The 15,728-nt window shown below is 63.5% G+C and carries 12 protein-coding genes; 10 read left to right on the top strand and 2 right to left on the bottom strand.

The genetic code is table 11. The annotated features are described in order from the left end of the window. Nucleotides 1-38 precede the first annotated feature (38 nt). The 3 genes from J4P02_RS10005 to J4P02_RS09995 all read left to right on the top strand — a co-directional run bounded on the left by J4P02_RS10005 (nucleotide 39) and on the right by J4P02_RS09995 (nucleotide 2,106). Nucleotides 39-473: an acyl-CoA thioesterase gene (locus J4P02_RS10005; protein ID WP_426189629.1), complete on the top strand. Its 435-nt coding sequence runs from the start codon at nucleotides 39-41 to the stop codon at nucleotides 471-473. 112 nt (nucleotides 474-585) lie between these two features. After that, entirely contained in the window at nucleotides 586-1,545 is a 960-nt protein-coding gene (locus J4P02_RS10000; RefSeq protein WP_426189627.1) for a tRNA dihydrouridine synthase, read from the top strand. Between the two features lie 114 nt (nucleotides 1,546-1,659). Continuing rightward, complete coding sequence (locus tag J4P02_RS09995; protein WP_426189625.1) at nucleotides 1,660-2,106, top strand: Hsp20 family protein; 447 nt, start codon at nucleotides 1,660-1,662, stop codon at nucleotides 2,104-2,106. 49 nt (nucleotides 2,107-2,155) lie between these two features. Here the strand turns inward: J4P02_RS09995 and J4P02_RS09990 are convergent, their stop codons facing one another. Further along, nucleotides 2,156-5,434 (bottom strand): EAL domain-containing protein, encoded by a 3,279-nt coding sequence (locus tag J4P02_RS09990; protein WP_426189623.1) that lies wholly within the window; start codon nucleotides 5,432-5,434, stop codon nucleotides 2,156-2,158. Between the two features lie 78 nt (nucleotides 5,435-5,512). Then, nucleotides 5,513-6,403: a LysR family transcriptional regulator gene (locus J4P02_RS09985; protein ID WP_426189621.1), complete on the bottom strand. Its 891-nt coding sequence runs from the start codon at nucleotides 6,401-6,403 to the stop codon at nucleotides 5,513-5,515. A 152-nt stretch (nucleotides 6,404-6,555) separates the two neighbouring features. On the opposite strand from J4P02_RS09985, the gene leuC reads away from it, so the two are divergent. The 7 genes from leuC to J4P02_RS09950 all read left to right on the top strand — a co-directional run bounded on the left by leuC (nucleotide 6,556) and on the right by J4P02_RS09950 (nucleotide 15,718). After that, entirely contained in the window at nucleotides 6,556-7,974 is a 1,419-nt protein-coding gene (gene leuC, locus J4P02_RS09980) for a 3-isopropylmalate dehydratase large subunit (protein ID WP_426189619.1), read from the top strand. An 11-nt stretch (nucleotides 7,975-7,985) separates the two neighbouring features. Next, nucleotides 7,986-8,630: a 3-isopropylmalate dehydratase small subunit gene (gene leuD / locus J4P02_RS09975; protein ID WP_426189617.1), complete on the top strand. Its 645-nt coding sequence runs from the start codon at nucleotides 7,986-7,988 to the stop codon at nucleotides 8,628-8,630. A gap of 60 nt (nucleotides 8,631-8,690) precedes the next feature. Then, nucleotides 8,691-9,455: a class I SAM-dependent methyltransferase gene (locus J4P02_RS09970; RefSeq protein ID WP_426189615.1), complete on the top strand. Its 765-nt coding sequence runs from the start codon at nucleotides 8,691-8,693 to the stop codon at nucleotides 9,453-9,455. Between the two features lie 51 nt (nucleotides 9,456-9,506). Next, nucleotides 9,507-10,589, top strand: coding sequence for a 3-isopropylmalate dehydrogenase (gene leuB / locus J4P02_RS09965; RefSeq protein WP_426189613.1), 1,083 nt, complete (start codon nucleotides 9,507-9,509; stop codon nucleotides 10,587-10,589). A gap of 54 nt (nucleotides 10,590-10,643) precedes the next feature. Further along, the gene (gene asd, locus J4P02_RS09960) at nucleotides 10,644-11,756 is read left to right on the top strand and encodes an aspartate-semialdehyde dehydrogenase (protein WP_426189611.1); all 1,113 of its coding nucleotides are present in this window, start codon (nucleotides 10,644-10,646) and stop codon (nucleotides 11,754-11,756) included. A gap of 168 nt (nucleotides 11,757-11,924) precedes the next feature. Next, on the top strand, nucleotides 11,925-12,935 hold the full coding sequence (locus J4P02_RS09955) for an aspartate-semialdehyde dehydrogenase (RefSeq protein ID WP_426189609.1): 1,011 nt from the start codon (nucleotides 11,925-11,927) through the stop codon (nucleotides 12,933-12,935). Nucleotides 12,936-13,138: 203 nt separating this feature from the next. Further along, nucleotides 13,139-15,718 carry a FimV/HubP family polar landmark protein gene (locus J4P02_RS09950; protein ID WP_426189607.1) on the top strand — a complete coding sequence of 860 codons (2,580 nt, stop codon included), beginning with the start codon at nucleotides 13,139-13,141 and terminating at the stop codon, nucleotides 15,716-15,718. The last annotated feature ends 10 nt before the right edge of the window (nucleotides 15,719-15,728 follow it).

Raw genomic sequence — 15,728 nt, 5'->3', positions numbered from 1 at the left:
ACACTGCCCCGGTCAAAAATCGGACCGGAGAGTTGCGCATGAGTTGGGATCTGGCAACACCATTCGTCATCGACCTGCAGGTGGCGGCCGAGGATATCGATGGCCTGGGGCACGCCAACAACGCGGTCTACGTGACTTGGCTGGAGCGCTGTGCCTGGCGGCATTCGCAGCGCCTGGGGCTGGACCTGGCCGAGTACCGGCGCCTGGACCGGGCCATGGCGGTGGTGCGGCACGAGATCGACTACCTGGCCGCGGCCTTTGAGGGCGACGAGTTGCAACTGGCCACCTGGATCGTCGACTGGGATCAGCGCTTGAAGATGACCCGGCGCTTCCAGCTGGTGCGTCCGAGCGATGGCACCACCCTGCTGCGGGCCCAGACCACCTTCGTCTGCATTGGCCTTTCCAGCGGCAAACCCAAGCGCATGCCCGTGGAGTTTCTCGAGGGATATGGCTCGGCCCTGCAACTTTCCTGAACGCTTGTGTCCCTGGCTGGCCAGGAACGCCGGTCAGCCGGCTCCTATAACGGGGTGAAACCCAGTAGACTGGCGGACGTTTTTTCGTCCGCTTTTTCGTTGAGTGTGTTTCATGCAAATTGCCCTGGCGCCCATGGAGGGGTTGGTCGACAACATCCTGCGGGACGTGCTGACCCGTGTTGGCGGGATCGACTGGTGCGTTACCGAGTTCATTCGGGTCAATGACCGCCTATTGACGCCCGCCTACTTCCACAAGCTCGCCCCCGAGTTGCTGCAAGGTGCGCACACCGCAGCCGGCGTCCCGCTGCGGGTGCAATTGCTGGGCTCCGACCCGGTGTGCCTGGCAGAGAACGCCGCCCTGGCCTGCGAGCTCGGCAGCGAGGTCATCGACCTGAACTTCGGCTGCCCGGCCAAGACCGTGAACAAGTCCCGCGGTGGCGCGGTGCTGCTCAAGGAGCCCGAGCTGCTCAACCAGATTGTCGAGCACGTGCGGCGCGCGGTGCCGGCGCATATTCCGGTCACGGCGAAGATGCGCCTGGGCTTCGACAGCCCGGACGGTTCCCTGGTGTGCGCCACGGCGCTGGCCGAAGGCGGTGCCGAGCATATCGTGGTGCACGCGCGGACCAAGGTCGATGGCTACAAGCCGCCGGCGCACTGGGAGTGGATTCCCCGGGTGCAGGAAGTGGTCAAGGTGCCGGTGTTCGCCAACGGTGATATCTGGAGCGTCGAGGACTGGCGCCGTTGCCGCGAGATCAGTGGCGTCGAGGACATCATGCTCGGTCGCGGGCTGGTGTCGCGCCCGGACCTGGCCCGGCAGATCGCCGCGGCGCGGGCCGGGGAAGAGGTGGTGGAAATGTCCTGGGCCGATCTGCAGCCCCTGCTCCAGGACTTCTGGGCCCAGGTGGTGGTGCAACTGACGCCGCGTTCGGCGCCAGGGCGCTTGAAGCAGTGGCTGGCCATGCTGACCCGCAACTACCCGGAAGCGGTGGAGCTGTTCACCGCCCTGCGCCGGGAAACCGATCTGGATCAGGTCGGGCGCCTGCTGGGCATGCCCCTGAGCGAGGCGGCGTAAAAAATTCAGCCGGCTTCTCTTGAAATGCCGAGGTCGATCCTTATCTCTTGGGTACGCGATGCCGAATTCGGGTCGCGGAGATAACCACTCGCTGAACCATCAGGAGATTGACCCATGAGTACTGCATTTTCCCTGGCTCCACTGTTCCGTTCCTCTGTCGGCTTCGACCGTTTCAACGACCTGTTCGAATCGGCACTGCGCAACGAACCGGGCAGCAGCTACCCACCCTACAACGTTGAAAAGCACGCCGATGATCAATACCGCATCGTGATCGCGGCCGCCGGCTTCCAGGAAGAAGACCTGGAGCTGCAAGTGGAAAAAGGCGTGTTGACCGTCAGTGGTGGCAAGCGCGACGCCAATGAAAGTGTCACTTACCTGCACCAGGGCATCGCCCAGCGTGCGTTCAAGCTGTCCTTCCGCCTGGCCGACCATATCGAGGTCAAGGCTGCGGCCCTGAGCAACGGTCTGTTGCATATCGACCTGCTGCGGGTCGTACCGGAAGAAGCCAAGCCCAAGCGCATCCCGATCAACGGGGTGCAGCAGCCGGCTTTGCAGCACTAAGATCGCTGCAGGAAAAAGGGCGCCCAGGTGGCGCCCTTTTTTGTGCCTGTCAGATCAACAGTTTCTTGAACTCGCTCAGGGGCAGTGGCCGGCTGTGGAAATAGCCCTGGTACAGATGGCAGTCCAGCCCCTGGAGGAATTCCAGCTGCTGTGAGGTTTCCACCCCTTCGGCTATCACCTTCAACTCCAGGCTGCGGGCCATGGCGACGATGGCACGGATGATTTCCGCATCGTTGGGGTCGTGGGTGGCGTCACGAACAAAGGACTGGTCGATCTTCAGGGTGTCCACCGGTAGGCGCTTGAGGTAGGTCAGCGAGGAATAGCCGGTGCCGAAGTCATCCATGGCGAAGCTGACCCCGAGTTTCTTCAGGCGACGCATCTTGCTGATGGTGTCGTCCAGGTTCTGGATCACTATGCCTTCGGTGATTTCCAGTTTCAGCAGGGAGAAGGGCAGGGCGAAAGCGTTGAGGCTGTGCTCGATTCTTTCGACGAAGTCGTTCTGGCGGAACTGCCTGGGGCTGATGTTCACGCACAGGCTGAAATGACGGGGATCCACCAGCCCCTGCTCGATCAACTGGCTGAACCCGAGGCAGGCCTCGTCGAGAATCCAGGTGCCGACTTCGAGGATCAGCCCGCTGTCCTCCAGTACCTTGATGAATTCCGTTGGCGACTGCGCGCCCAGCTCCGGGTGGTGCCAGCGCACCAGGGCCTCGGCGCCGACGATGCGATTGTCCCGGGCATCCACCTGGGGCTGGAAATGCACACTGAATTCGCCACGAGACAGCGCCAGGCGCAGGTCGGTCTCCATGCGCAGGCGTTCGCTCGCGGCCTTCTGCATGGTGTTGTGGTACATCTGCGTGGTGTTGCGCCCTGAGTCCTTCGCGCGATACAGGGCGATATCGGCGCGCTTGAGCAGGTCGGTGGGGGTCGAGCCATGGTCGGGAATCAGTGCCACGCCAATGCTCGGGGTAACCTGCAGGCGCTGGCCGTCGAGGAACATCGGCTCCGACAGCAGCTCGCGCAGGGTGCCGGCCAGTTGCCGCACCTGCTCGCTGACCTCGTTGCGCGAACCCTCCAGGCCACTGAGCAGCACCACGAATTCGTCGCCGCCCAGGCGCGCCACGGTGTCCTCCATGCGCACGCTGGCTTCCAGGCGAGCGGTGATGATCTTCAGCACCGTGTCGCCCACCGGATGGCCCAGGGAATCGTTGATGTGCTTGAAGTGGTCCAGGTCGAGGAACAGCAGCGCGCCGCGCAGGTTGTGACGCTTGAGCAGGGCGATCTGCTGGCTCAGGCGGTCCATCAGCAGGGCGCGATTGGGCAAGTTGGTCAATGGGTCGTGGTAGGCCAGGTGGCGGATCTGCGCCTGGGCATTCTTCAGCAGGCTGACATCCCGGGCAGTCAGCAGCAGGCAGGGGGTTTCATTGAGGATGATCGGCTCCACCGACACCTCGAGGGTGAGGACATCCCCGCGCTTGTTGCACCCGAGCATCTCCAGGTGGTGCACCCGGCCCTTGAGCTTGAGCTCGTTCAACAGCAAATGCAGTTGGCTTTCGTCGGCCCAGATACCGACCTGATGCATGCTGTGCCCGAGCACTTCGTCGGTGCGATAGCCGGTCAGGCGGCAGAAGCCGTCGTTGACCTCCAGGTAGCGGCCGGTATCGCGCTCGGTGATGGTGATGGCGTCCGGGCTGGAGTGAAAGGCCTTGGCGAACTTCTCCTCGCTGGCCTTGAGGGCGGCCTCGGAACGCTGCTGCTGGGTGATGTCCCGCAGGTTGGTGACAATGCAGGGCTGCTTGTCCACGGTGATCTGGCGGCTGGAAATGATGCAGGTCAGGGCCTGGCCGTTCTTGTGGTTGACCACCACCGCCACATTGTTCAGGGCCTGTTCGCGAATCACCTGTTCGATCCGCCGCAGGCGCGGCGCGGGGTCTTCCCAGAGGCCGATCTGCTCGGCGCTGCGGTTGATCACCTCGTCCAGGGTCCAGCCGAAGGTCTGGGTGAAGCTGGAGTTGATCTCGATGAACTGGCCGGTTTCCAGCAGGGTCACGCAGATCGGGTCCGGGCTGACCTGGAACAGGCTGGCGAATTTCTCTTCGGAGGTGATCAGGCGCTGTTCGCGCTCCACCTGCTCGGTGATGTCCAGCAGGGTACCGGCCATGCGCAGCGGCAGGCCCTGTTCATCGCGATAGAGCCGGGCGCGGCTTTCCAGGTAGCGCGAGCTGCCGTCCGCCAGTTGCACCCTGTAGGTCAGTTGATAGTTGCCTGCCGGCCCTTCCCGCAGGCTGCGGTAGGCATCGCGCATGCTGTCGCGCTCTTCGGTGGGCACGCCCTCGAAGAAGGCATCGAAGGATTCGTGGAAGGGCGCCGGTTCCAGGCCGTGCAATTGCGCGGCGCGGGCCGAGCCGTAGAGCATGCCGCTGGGAATGTGCCAGTCCCAGGTGCCCAGCTGCGCCGAGTCCAGGGCCAGGTCGAGGCGTTCCTGGCTATCCTTGAGGGCCTGTTCGGCTCTTTTGCGCTCGCTGGTGTCGAGAAAGGTGCTCAGCAGGTAGGCCTTGCCCTCCAGTTCGACCTTTTGCGCACTGAGGATGCCGTCGTGGATCTGCCCGTTGCTGGCGCGAAACTGCACCTCCAGGCTGGCGGCCTGGCCCTTGCGTTGCACTGCCTTGATCAGTTGCGCGCGCTGTTCGGGATTGACCCACAAGCCGATTTCCAGGGTGGTGCGGCCGATCACGTGCTCGGCGGGCCAGCCGAACTGGCTTTCGAAGTACTGGTTGGCTTCGCTGATCAGGCCGTCTTCGAGGCGGGTCAGCAGCACCGTGTTGGGGCACAGGTGGAACAGCGTGGCGAAGCGTTTCTCCGAGCTGCTGAGGGCTTCCTCGCGCTGGCGCTGGTGGGTGATCTCGCGGATCACCCCGATCATTCGGGGCTTGCCGTGCTTGTCCGGCAACACGCTGCCATTGATCTCCAGCCAGTGCAGGCTGCCATCGGGCCAGCGAATGCGGTGGTGCATGGCCTGTTCCAGGGGCGCACCGGCCAGCACCGAGTGAAAGGCACGCATGGTCCGGGCCCGGTCTTCGACGGGCAGCAGGTCGAGGTATTCGAGGTTTTTCGGCAGCGGCTGGCGTGGATCGAAGCCGAACAGCGCCTGGGTGCCCCGGGACCAGCTGATCTGCCCGCTTTCTATATCCCAGTACCAGGCGCCCAGCCGCGCGCCATTGAGCGCGGCGAGCAGTTGTGGCGCACTTTCCCAGCTTTGCTCCGACTCCTTGGGGTCGACGGCGTGGATGCGCGGCATGGGCGGAATACGGTCAGCGGGTTTTGGCATGGGTGTCAGGCCTTCAGCTGAGTCATTCGTTCGCGCGGGATACTCATGGCGGCGTGGCACGGGCAATACCCGGAAAAGTCATGCCGGGTTCCCTGGCCAATCGACTTGTGCATCCATCAAGGCCATGAAAGCCCGCGCAGCATTCGACAGTGTCCGTTCGGTGTGCAGGATATAGCCTAGCTGGCGTCGCAGCTGTATGCCCGGTAAAGGAATGCGCGCCACCTGATCGTCGAGCATGGTGCGCGGCAGCACGCTCCAGGCCAGGCCGATGGAAACCATCATCTTTATAGTTTCCAGATAGTTAGTGCTCATGGCGATGTTCGGCGTCAGGCCCTGGGCTTCAAACAAGCGTTGGACAATATGGTGGGTAAAGGTGTTGCCGCCGGGAAAAACCGCCGGATGCAGGGCGATATCCGCCAGGCTCACTTGGCCGTTGCTGACCAACGGGTGTTCCGGCGCCGCGACGAAGTCCAGGGGGTCGTCCCAGACCGCCGTGGCCTTGACCAGGCTGTGGGGCTCGGGGGCCAGGGTGATCACCGCCAGTTCGGCGCGCCCATGGAGGATTTCCTCGTAGGCCACCTCGGAATCGAGGAACTGGATGTCCAGCGCCACCTGCGGATAGCGCCGGGTAAAGGCCCGCAGCAGCGGCGGCAGGCGGTGCAGGCCGATGTGATGGCTGGTGGCCAGGGTCAGGCGGCCGCTGACTTCGCCATTGAGGTTGGTCAGGGCCCGGCGGGTGTCGTCCAGCACGTTGATGATCTGGTAGGCCCGGGGCAGCAGGGCCCGCCCGGCCTCGGTCAGGCCGATTTCCCGTCCCAGGCGGTCGAACAGCCGTACGTCGAGCTGCTGCTCAAGCCCGGCGATGCGTTTGCTGATGGCTGGCTGGGTCAGGTGCAGGCGTTCGCCGGCCGCAGAGAAGCTGCCGGTTTCGGCGATGGCGATAAAGGCATTGAGGTTGGCCAGGTCCATGGTTGTATTCCAGTTGGTTATCCAAAGCATGAAAAATATGAATTTGAGTTATTTAATCTAACGCCATAGCATCAGCCTCACAAGCCAAGGGGTCATTGATCGGCAGGCGATCGGGCCCAGGGCATAGAAACAAGCTGATGAGGAATGCTTCGATGGCCGGCAAGACGCTCTACGACAAGCTCTGGGATTCGCATTTGGTCAAGCAGCGCGACGATGGTTCGGCGCTGATCTACATCGACCGTCACATCATCCACGAAGTGACCTCGCCTCAGGCTTTCGAAGGCCTGCGCCTGGCCGGGCGCAAGCCTTGGCGCATCGACGCCAATATCGCCACCCCGGACCACAACGTACCGACCACCCCGGAGCGCAAGGGCGGCATCGAAGCCATCGTCGACCAGGTGTCGCGCCTTCAGGTGCAGACCCTCGATGACAACTGCGATGAATACGGCATCGTCGAATTCAAGATGAACGACGTGCGCCAAGGCATCGTCCACGTGATCGGCCCGGAGCAGGGCGCCACCTTGCCCGGCATGACCGTGGTCTGCGGTGACTCCCACACCTCCACCCATGGCGCTTTCGGCGCCCTGGCCCACGGTATCGGCACCTCCGAGGTGGAGCATGTGCTCGCCACCCAGTGCCTGGTGGCCAAGAAGATGAAGAACATGCTGGTGCGGGTGGAAGGCACCTTGCCCTTCGGCGTGACCGCCAAGGACATCGTGCTTGCGGTGATCGGCAAGATCGGCACCGCTGGCGGCAATGGCCATGCCATCGAATTCGCCGGCAGCGCGATTCGCGAGCTGTCCGTCGAAGGCCGCATGACCATCTGCAACATGTCCATCGAAGCCGGTGCCCGGGTGGGCCTGGTGGCGGCGGATGAGAAGACCGTGGCCTACGTCAAGGGTCGTCCGTTCGCCCCCAAGGGCGCTGAATGGGACTTGGCGGTGGAGGCCTGGAAAGACCTGGTGTCCGACGCCGATGCGCTGTTCGACACCGTGGTCGAACTCGACGCGGCAGCCATCAAGCCGCAGGTCAGCTGGGGCACTTCGCCGGAAATGGTCCTGGCGGTGGACCAGAAAGTGCCGGACCCGGCCCAGGAAATGGACTTGGTCAAGCGCGACTCCATCGTCCGCGCCTTGAAATACATGGGCTTGAGCGCCAACCAGGCGATTACCGACATTCAGCTGGACCGGGTCTTTATCGGCTCCTGCACCAACTCGCGGATCGAAGACCTGCGTGCCGCGGCGGTGATCGCCAAGGGCCGCAAGGTGGCCGCCACCATCAAGCAGGCGATCGTGGTACCGGGCTCGGGCCTGGTCAAGGCGCAGGCCGAGTCGGAAGGCCTGGACAAGATCTTCCTCGAAGCCGGTTTCGAATGGCGCGAGCCGGGCTGCTCGATGTGCCTGGCAATGAACCCGGACCGCTTGGAATCCGGCGAGCATTGCGCTTCCACCTCGAACCGTAACTTCGAAGGGCGCCAGGGCGCCGGTGGTCGTACCCACCTGGTGAGCCCGGCCATGGCCGCCGCCGCCGCTGTCAGCGGGCGTTTCGTCGACGTCCGTGAATTGATCTAAAGGAGCGCAGCATGAAAGCTTTCACCCAGCACAATGGTTTGGTCGCGCCTTTGGATCGTGCCAATGTCGACACCGACCAGATCATTCCCAAGCAGTTTCTCAAGTCGATCAAGCGCACCGGCTTCGGTCCCAACCTGTTCGACGAGTGGCGCTACCTGGATGTGGGCCAGCCTTACCAGGACAACTCCAAGCGCCCGTTGAACCAGGACTTCGTGCTCAACGCCCCGCGCTACCAGGGCGCCAGCGTGTTGCTGGCCCGGGAAAACTTCGGCTGCGGTTCCAGTCGCGAGCACGCGCCCTGGGCCCTGGAGGAGTACGGTTTCCGCAGCATCATCGCGCCCAGCTATGCCGACATCTTCTTCAACAACAGTTTCAAGAACGGCTTGCTGCCGATCATCCTGAGCGACGCGGAAGTCGACGAGTTGTTCCAGCAGGTCGAAACCACCCCGGGCTATCAGTTGCAGATCGATTTGCAGGCGCAAACCGTGACCCGTCCCGATGGCAAGGTGCTGAAGTTCGAGATCGATGCCTTCCGCAAGCATTGCCTGCTCAACGGCCTCGACGATATCGGCCTGACCCTGCAGGACAGCGATGCCATCGCCGCCTTCGAAGCCAAGCACCGCGCCAGCCAGCCCTGGCTGTTCCGCGACGCCTGATCATCTGTAGGCGCTGGCTTGCCAGCGAACGCCGTTCCCCTTGAGCAAAAGGACCAGAGCATGACCAGCAACGCCCATAGCCAGGTGGTACAGAAGCAGTTCGGTGAACAGGCCGCGGCCTACCTGAGCAGTGCCGTGCATGCCCAGGGCGCCGAGTTCGCCTTGCTGCAGGCCGAAGTAGCGGGCCACAACGCCGCCCGGCTCCTGGACCTGGGCTGTGGTGCCGGCCATGTCAGCTTTCATGTGGCGGCGCAGGTCAAGGAGGTCGTGGCCTACGACCTCTCCCAGCAGATGCTCGATGTGGTGGCTGCAGCGGCGCAGGAGCGTGGCCTGGGCAATATCCGCACGGTGCTGGGCGCCGCCGAGCGCCTGCCGTTCGCAGATGGCGAGTTCGACTTCGTCTTCAGCCGCTACTCGGCGCACCACTGGAGCGACCTGGGCCTGGCCCTGCGGGAAGTGCGCCGGGTGCTCAAGCCGGGTGGCGTGGTGGCCTTTATCGATGTCTTGTCGCCGGGCAATGCGCTGCTGGACACTTACCTGCAGAGCGTCGAAGTGCTGCGCGACACCAGCCATGTGCGCGACTATTCGGCAGGGGAGTGGCTGCGCCAGGTCAGTGAGGCCGGGTTGCATACCCGCAGTACCGCGCGTCAGCGCCTGCGCCTGGAATACAGCTCCTGGGTCGAGCGCATGCGTACGCCGGAGCCGCTGCGGGTGGCGATCCGCCAATTGCAGCAGGCGATGGGCAATGAAGTGCGCGAATATTTTCAGATCGAGGCCGATGGTTCGTTCAGTACTGATGTACTGGTGCTGTGGGCCGAACGCTAGAACTTTTCCGGGCACGCCTGCGGGCGGGCCGACAGAGCAAATGAGGAACGCATGAGCAAGCAGATTCTGATTCTCCCAGGTGACGGTATTGGTCCGGAAATCATGGCCGAGGCGGTCAAGGTGCTGGAACTGGCCAATCACAAGTACAGCCTGGGCTTCGAACTGAGCCACGATGTGATCGGCGGCGCGGCCATCGACAAGCATGGCGTGCCCCTGGCCGACGAGACCCTAGATCGCGCCCGTGCAGCCGATGCGGTGCTGCTGGGCGCCGTGGGCGGCCCGAAATGGGACAAGATCGAGCGTGATATTCGCCCCGAGCGCGGCCTGCTGAAAATCCGCGCGCAACTGGGCCTGTTCGGCAACCTGCGTCCGGCGATCCTTTATCCGCAACTGGCCGATGCTTCGAGCCTGAAACCGGAAATCGTCTCCGGCCTGGATATCCTCATCGTTCGCGAGCTGACCGGCGGCATCTACTTCGGTGCCCCGCGCGGCACTCGCGAGCTGGAAAATGGCGAGCGCCAGGCCTACGACACCCTGCCGTACAGCGAGAGTGAAATCCGCCGCATTGCCCGGGTCGGTTTCGACATGGCCCGAGTGCGCGGCAAGAAGCTCTGCTCGGTGGACAAGGCCAACGTCCTGGCCTCCAGCCAGCTGTGGCGCGAAGTGGTCGAGCAGGTGGCCCAGGACTACCCGGATGTCGAGTTGAGCCATATGTACGTCGACAACGCCGCCATGCAGCTGGTGCGCGCACCGAAGCAGTTCGACGTGATAGTCACCGACAATATGTTCGGCGACATTCTGTCCGATGAAGCCTCGATGCTCACCGGCTCCATCGGCATGCTGCCGTCGGCCTCCCTGGATGCCAACAACAAGGGCATGTACGAGCCATGCCACGGTTCGGCGCCGGATATCGCCGGCCAGGGCATTGCCAACCCGCTGGCGACCATCCTCTCGGTGTCGATGATGCTGCGCTACAGCTTCAACCTGAACGTGGCGGCAGACGCCATCGAGCAGGCGGTGAGCCGGGTGCTGGACCAGGGCTTGCGCACTGGCGATATCTGGTCGGCCGGTTGCACCAAGGTCGGTACGCAGGAAATGGGCGATGCAGTAGTCGCCGCGCTGCGGAATCTGTAATCTTCTGGGCCCACTGCACAGACAGTGGCCCACTTTTGTATAGGTGTAGTTGCGATGAAACGTGTAGGTCTGATCGGTTGGCGCGGTATGGTCGGTTCCGTCCTCATGCAGCGGATGCTGGAAGAGCAGGACTTCGATCTTATTGAACCGGTGTTTTTCACCACTTCCAATGTCGGTGGCCAAGGGCCGTCGGTGGGCAAGGATATTGCTCCACTGAAGGACGCCTACAACATTGAAGAGCTGAAAACCCTCGACGTGATCCTGACCTGCCAGGGTGGCGACTACACCAGCGAAGTTTTCCCCAAGCTGCGTGAAGCCGGCTGGCAAGGCTACTGGATCGATGCCGCCTCCAGCCTGCGCATGCAGGATGACGCGGTGATCATCCTCGACCCGGTGAACCGCAAGGTCATCGACCAGCAGCTGGATGCCGGAACCAAGAACTACGTGGGCGGCAACTGCACCGTCAGCCTGATGCTGATGGGCCTGGGCGGCCTGTTCGAAGCCGGCCTGGTGGAGTGGATGAGCGCCATGACCTACCAGGCGGCCTCGGGCGCCGGTGCGCAGAACATGCGCGAGCTGATCAAGCAGATGGGCGCTACCCACGCGGCGGTCGCCGATGACCTGGCCAACCCGGCCAGCGCCATCCTCGACATCGACCGCAAGGTGGCCGAAGCCATGCGCAGCGATGCCTACCCGACCGAGAACTTCGGCGTGCCATTGGCCGGTAGCCTGATCCCCTGGATCGACAAGGAACTGCCCAACGGCCAGAGCCGCGAAGAGTGGAAGGCCCAGGCCGAGACCAACAAGATCCTCGGTCGCTTCAAGAGCCCGATCCCGGTGGACGGCATCTGCGTGCGTATCGGCGCCATGCGCTGCCACAGCCAGGCGCTGACCATCAAGCTCAACAAGGACGTGCCGATCGCCGATATCGAAGGGCTGATCAGCCAGCACAACCCCTGGGTCAAGCTGGTGCCGAACCAGCGCGAGATCAGCATGCAGGAGCTGAGCCCGACCAAGGTCACCGGCACCCTGAACATTCCGGTGGGTCGTCTGCGCAAGCTGAACATGGGTTCGCAGTTCCTCGGTGCTTTCACCGTGGGCGACCAGCTGCTGTGGGGCGCGGCTGAGCCCCTGCGGCGCATGCTGCGGATCTTGCTGGAGCGTTGATCCGCTGAGTGCTTGAAACAACCCGCGTCCTGCCCAGGTCGCGGGTTTTTTTATGCCGGTTGCCGCTGCCAGTGCACCGATGCAATAGCCGTTGATCCCGGTGCGAATTGCCTCGTCACCCGGTGCCGGGTAAAGTGCCGCTCCCCCCGTTTCGCCTGAGGCTGCAGCATGACCCAAACCCTTGATATCGCCGTGATCGGCGCCACCGGCACGGTCGGCGAAACCCTGGTGCAGATTCTCGAAGAACGGGACTTCCCCATCGCCAACCTGCATCTGCTGGCCAGTAGCGAATCGGCGGGGCAGGCGGTGGCTTTTCGCGGTAAGAATATCCGCGTGCGCGAGGTCGACGAGTTCGACTTCGCCAAGGTCCAGCTGGCGTTTTTTGCCGCCGGTCCAGCGGTGACCCTGAGCTTTGCGCCCCGCGCCGCGGCGGCCAATTGCGCGGTGATCGATCTGTCCGGGGCCCTGCCTTCGGCCGAGGCGCCCAATGTGGTGCCCGAGGCCAACGCCCAGGTGCTGGCGGGGTTGCGCAAGCCGGTGCAGTTGAGCAGCCCCAGCGCCTCGGCCACGGCCCTGGCGGTGGTCTTGGCGCCCCTGCAAGGCCTGCTGGATATCCAGCGGGTGAACCTCTGCGCCAGCCTGGCGATGTCCACCCAGGGCCGTGAAGCCGTCAGCGAACTGGCGCGACAGACCGCCGAGCTGTTGAACGTGCGCCCCATGGAGCCGCGTTTCTTCGATCGCCAGGTGGCGTTCAATCTGCTGGCCCAGGTCGGCACGCCGGATGCCCAGGGCCACACCCTGGTGGAAAAGCGCCTGGTCCGAGAGTTGCGTGAAGTGCTGGGGCAACCTTTATTAAAGATTTCTGTCACTTGCATTCAAGCGCCGGTGTTTTTTGGCGATAGCTATAGCGTGACTCTGCAGTCGGCTGCCGAGGTCGATCTGGCTGCGGTGAACGCGGCGTTGGAGGCGGCTCCCGGTCTGGAACTGGTGGAGCCCGGCGATTATCCCACCGCCGTGGGTGACGCCGTGGGCCAGGACGTAGTCTATGTGGGGCGGGTTCGTACCGGTGTCGACGATCCGACGGAACTGAATCTGTGGCTGACCTCGGACAATGTCCGTAAAGGCGCGGCGTTGAACGCTGTGCAGCTGGCTGAATTGTTGATAAAAGACCTGCTGTAAAAGATACTTGGCAACAATTTGCAGAATGAATCTAGCTGGGCGCTATGCTTGGCAGGTCGCTCTGGGAGTGGCCGTCGGGCGCTCCTTGAGCCTGCAGTAAATAATTTCGCGCGGCGGTCGTTCATGATGCCGCGCATTGCCTATTGGCAGCCGCTACAAAACCTTCTCGCTGGCCGAGGAACGTTCAAACAAAGGATGAGGCTATGGTTCAAGTTCGCAAACTGGTGTTAGCAATAGCGGCCGCCTCGGCGCTGTCCTCCGGTATGGCGCAGGCGCTTGGGCTCGGGGAGCTGACCCTGAAGTCGAGTCTGAACCAGCCTCTGGTAGCAGAAATCGAATTGCTCGATGTCAAAGACCTGACGGCCGCCGAAGTGGTGCCCAGCCTGGCCCCGGCAGACGAGTTCGCCAAGGCCGGCGTCGATCGCCAGGCCTTTCTCAATGACCTGCGCTTTACCCCGGTGCTCAACCCCGGTGGCAAGAGCGTGCTGCGGGTAACGTCGAGCCAGCCGCTGTCGGAACCTATGGTCAAGTTCCTGGTGCAGGTGATGTGGCCCAACGGTCGCCTGCTGCGCGATTACAGCGTGCTGCTGGACCCTTACAAGTTCTCCTCGCAAACCGCTGCAGCGGCGCAGACTGCGCCTGTTGGCGCAGCGCCGGTGAATGCGCCGGTCACTCGGGGTTCCAAGGCTGACAAGCCGGCGCAGTACACCACGGCATCCCGCGACACCCTCTGGGAAATTGCCGCCAAGAATCGCAACGGTGCCTCGATCCAGCAGACCATGCTGGCCATCCAGGCCCTGAACCCGGACGCCTTTATCGACGGCAACATCAATCGCCTGAAGACCGGGCGAGTGCTGCGCCTGCCCGATGTGGTGCAGAGCACTGCCTTGCCGCAGCCCAAGGCGATTGCCGAGGTTGCGGCGCAGAATGCCGCCTGGCGTCAGGGTCGCCGTGGCGGCGCCCGGGCCCAGCAGCAAGTGGACGCGACCCGCCGCGGGGGGGCCGACAAGGCGCCCAAGCAGGTCAACGCCAAGGACAACCTGAGCCTGGTTTCTGCGGAAAACGGCAAGCATCGTGGCAAGGGTGCTGCGGGAGACAGCAAGGCGTTGAGCAACAAGCTGGCGGTGACCCAGGAAAGCCTGGACACCACCCGTCGCGACAATGCCGAGCTCAAGGAACGCATGACGGATCTGCAGAGCCAGCTGGACAAGCTGCAGCGCCTGATCGAGTTGAAGAACAACCAGCTGGCCAAGCTGCAAGCCGAAGGCGCAGCACCAGCGGCGCCAACTCCGGCTCCGGCCATGCCGGCGCAACTGGTGGCTCAGCCTGAAGCTCCGGCGGCACCTGTGGTTGCCGCAACTCCTGTGGTGGAGCCAGTGGCCACTCCCGCACCGGAAGCGGCGCCCCAGGCCGAAGAGAATCAATACAGCGACCTGCTGAGCAACCCGATCCTGGTGAGCCTGGCGGCCGGCAGTGCGCTGGTGGCGTTGCTGCTGTTGCTGCTGTTGTGGGCGCGCCGACGCAAGGCGCAGCAGGAAGCGGAAAAACACCTGCGCATGGCGCGGGCGTTGTCCGAGGAAAACACCGATTTCGAGCAAGAGCTGGACCTGCCGGAAGGCAGCTTCGAAGGCCTTGAAGTTCCGCCGCCAAGCGTCAAGCTCGCTCCAGCTCCAGCTCCAGCTCCAGCTCCAGCTCCAGCGCCGGTGGCCGTGGTTGCGCCGGTACCGGCAGCGCCGGTCGAGCGCGCCACCGATGTGCTGGGCCAGGCGCAGAACCATCTGGATGCCGGGCGTTTGAATCAGGCGGCGGCGCTGCTTGAGGAGGCGGTCAAGCTGGAGCCGCAGCGCAGCGACCTGCGACTCAAGCTGATGGAGGTCTACGCGCACCAGGGTGATCGCAGTGCCTTTGTCGCCGAGGAGCGGCAGCTGGTGGCCAACGGTGACAATCATGCCCGGGTCGAGCAGCTCAAGAGCCGCTTCCCGGCAATGGTCGCCGTGGCAGCCACTGCCGGTCTGGCGGCTGCGGCGGTTGCCGCCGAGCTGGACGCCGAGTACGTCAAGGAGCTGCTGCAGGACGAGCCGCCAGCGTCTGAACCTGTAGATGCGCTCGAAGGTCTGGATGCAGATTTCGATCTGAGCCTGGATGACCTGGAGGCGACCTCGCCGGCGGTGGTTGCGCCCGAGCCTGAAGTCCAGCTGGATGAGTTTCCCCAGGACGATGACCTGAGCTTCGGTGCGGTGCTCGAGCAGCAGGCCGCGGCTGCGGAAAACCTCGACGATCTGGATGATTTCGATCTGGATCTGGGGGCCGAGCTGCCAGCGGCGCCTCAGAGCGACGACGATTTCCTGCTGAGCCTGGACGACGATCTCAAGGACCTGCCGGCCGGCGATGTGCCGACCGTTACCGAAGCCGCCCTGGATGACCTGGATCTTTCGGCGGACTTCGACCTGTCCCTGGCCGATGAAATGGACGCCGCCGAGCCCAAGGATGCCTTCGCCTCCGAACTGGACGACGTCAACGCCGAGCTGGATCGCCTGGCCATGGATCTCGATTCGCCACAGGGCCCTAGCTTCACCGCTGAAGACGCCGCGATGGGTGGCGACGAGGCGGACTTCGACTTCCTGTCCGGCAACGATGAAGTGGCCACCAAGCTCGATCTGGCCCAGGCCTATATCGATATGGGTGACAACGACGGCGCTCGGGACATCCTCGGTGAAGTGCTCAGCGAGGGCAGTGAAGGGCAGAAGAACGAAGCTCAGGAGATGCTGGCGCGCCTGGCTTGAAGTTGCTCCA

The sequence above is a fragment of the Pseudomonas sp. NFXW11 genome (assembly GCF_049887815.1).
GTDB lineage: Bacteria > Pseudomonadota > Gammaproteobacteria > Pseudomonadales > Pseudomonadaceae > Aquipseudomonas.
Note: the sequence above shows the minus strand (reverse complement) of the source record. Positions and strands in the feature narration are given on the sequence as shown.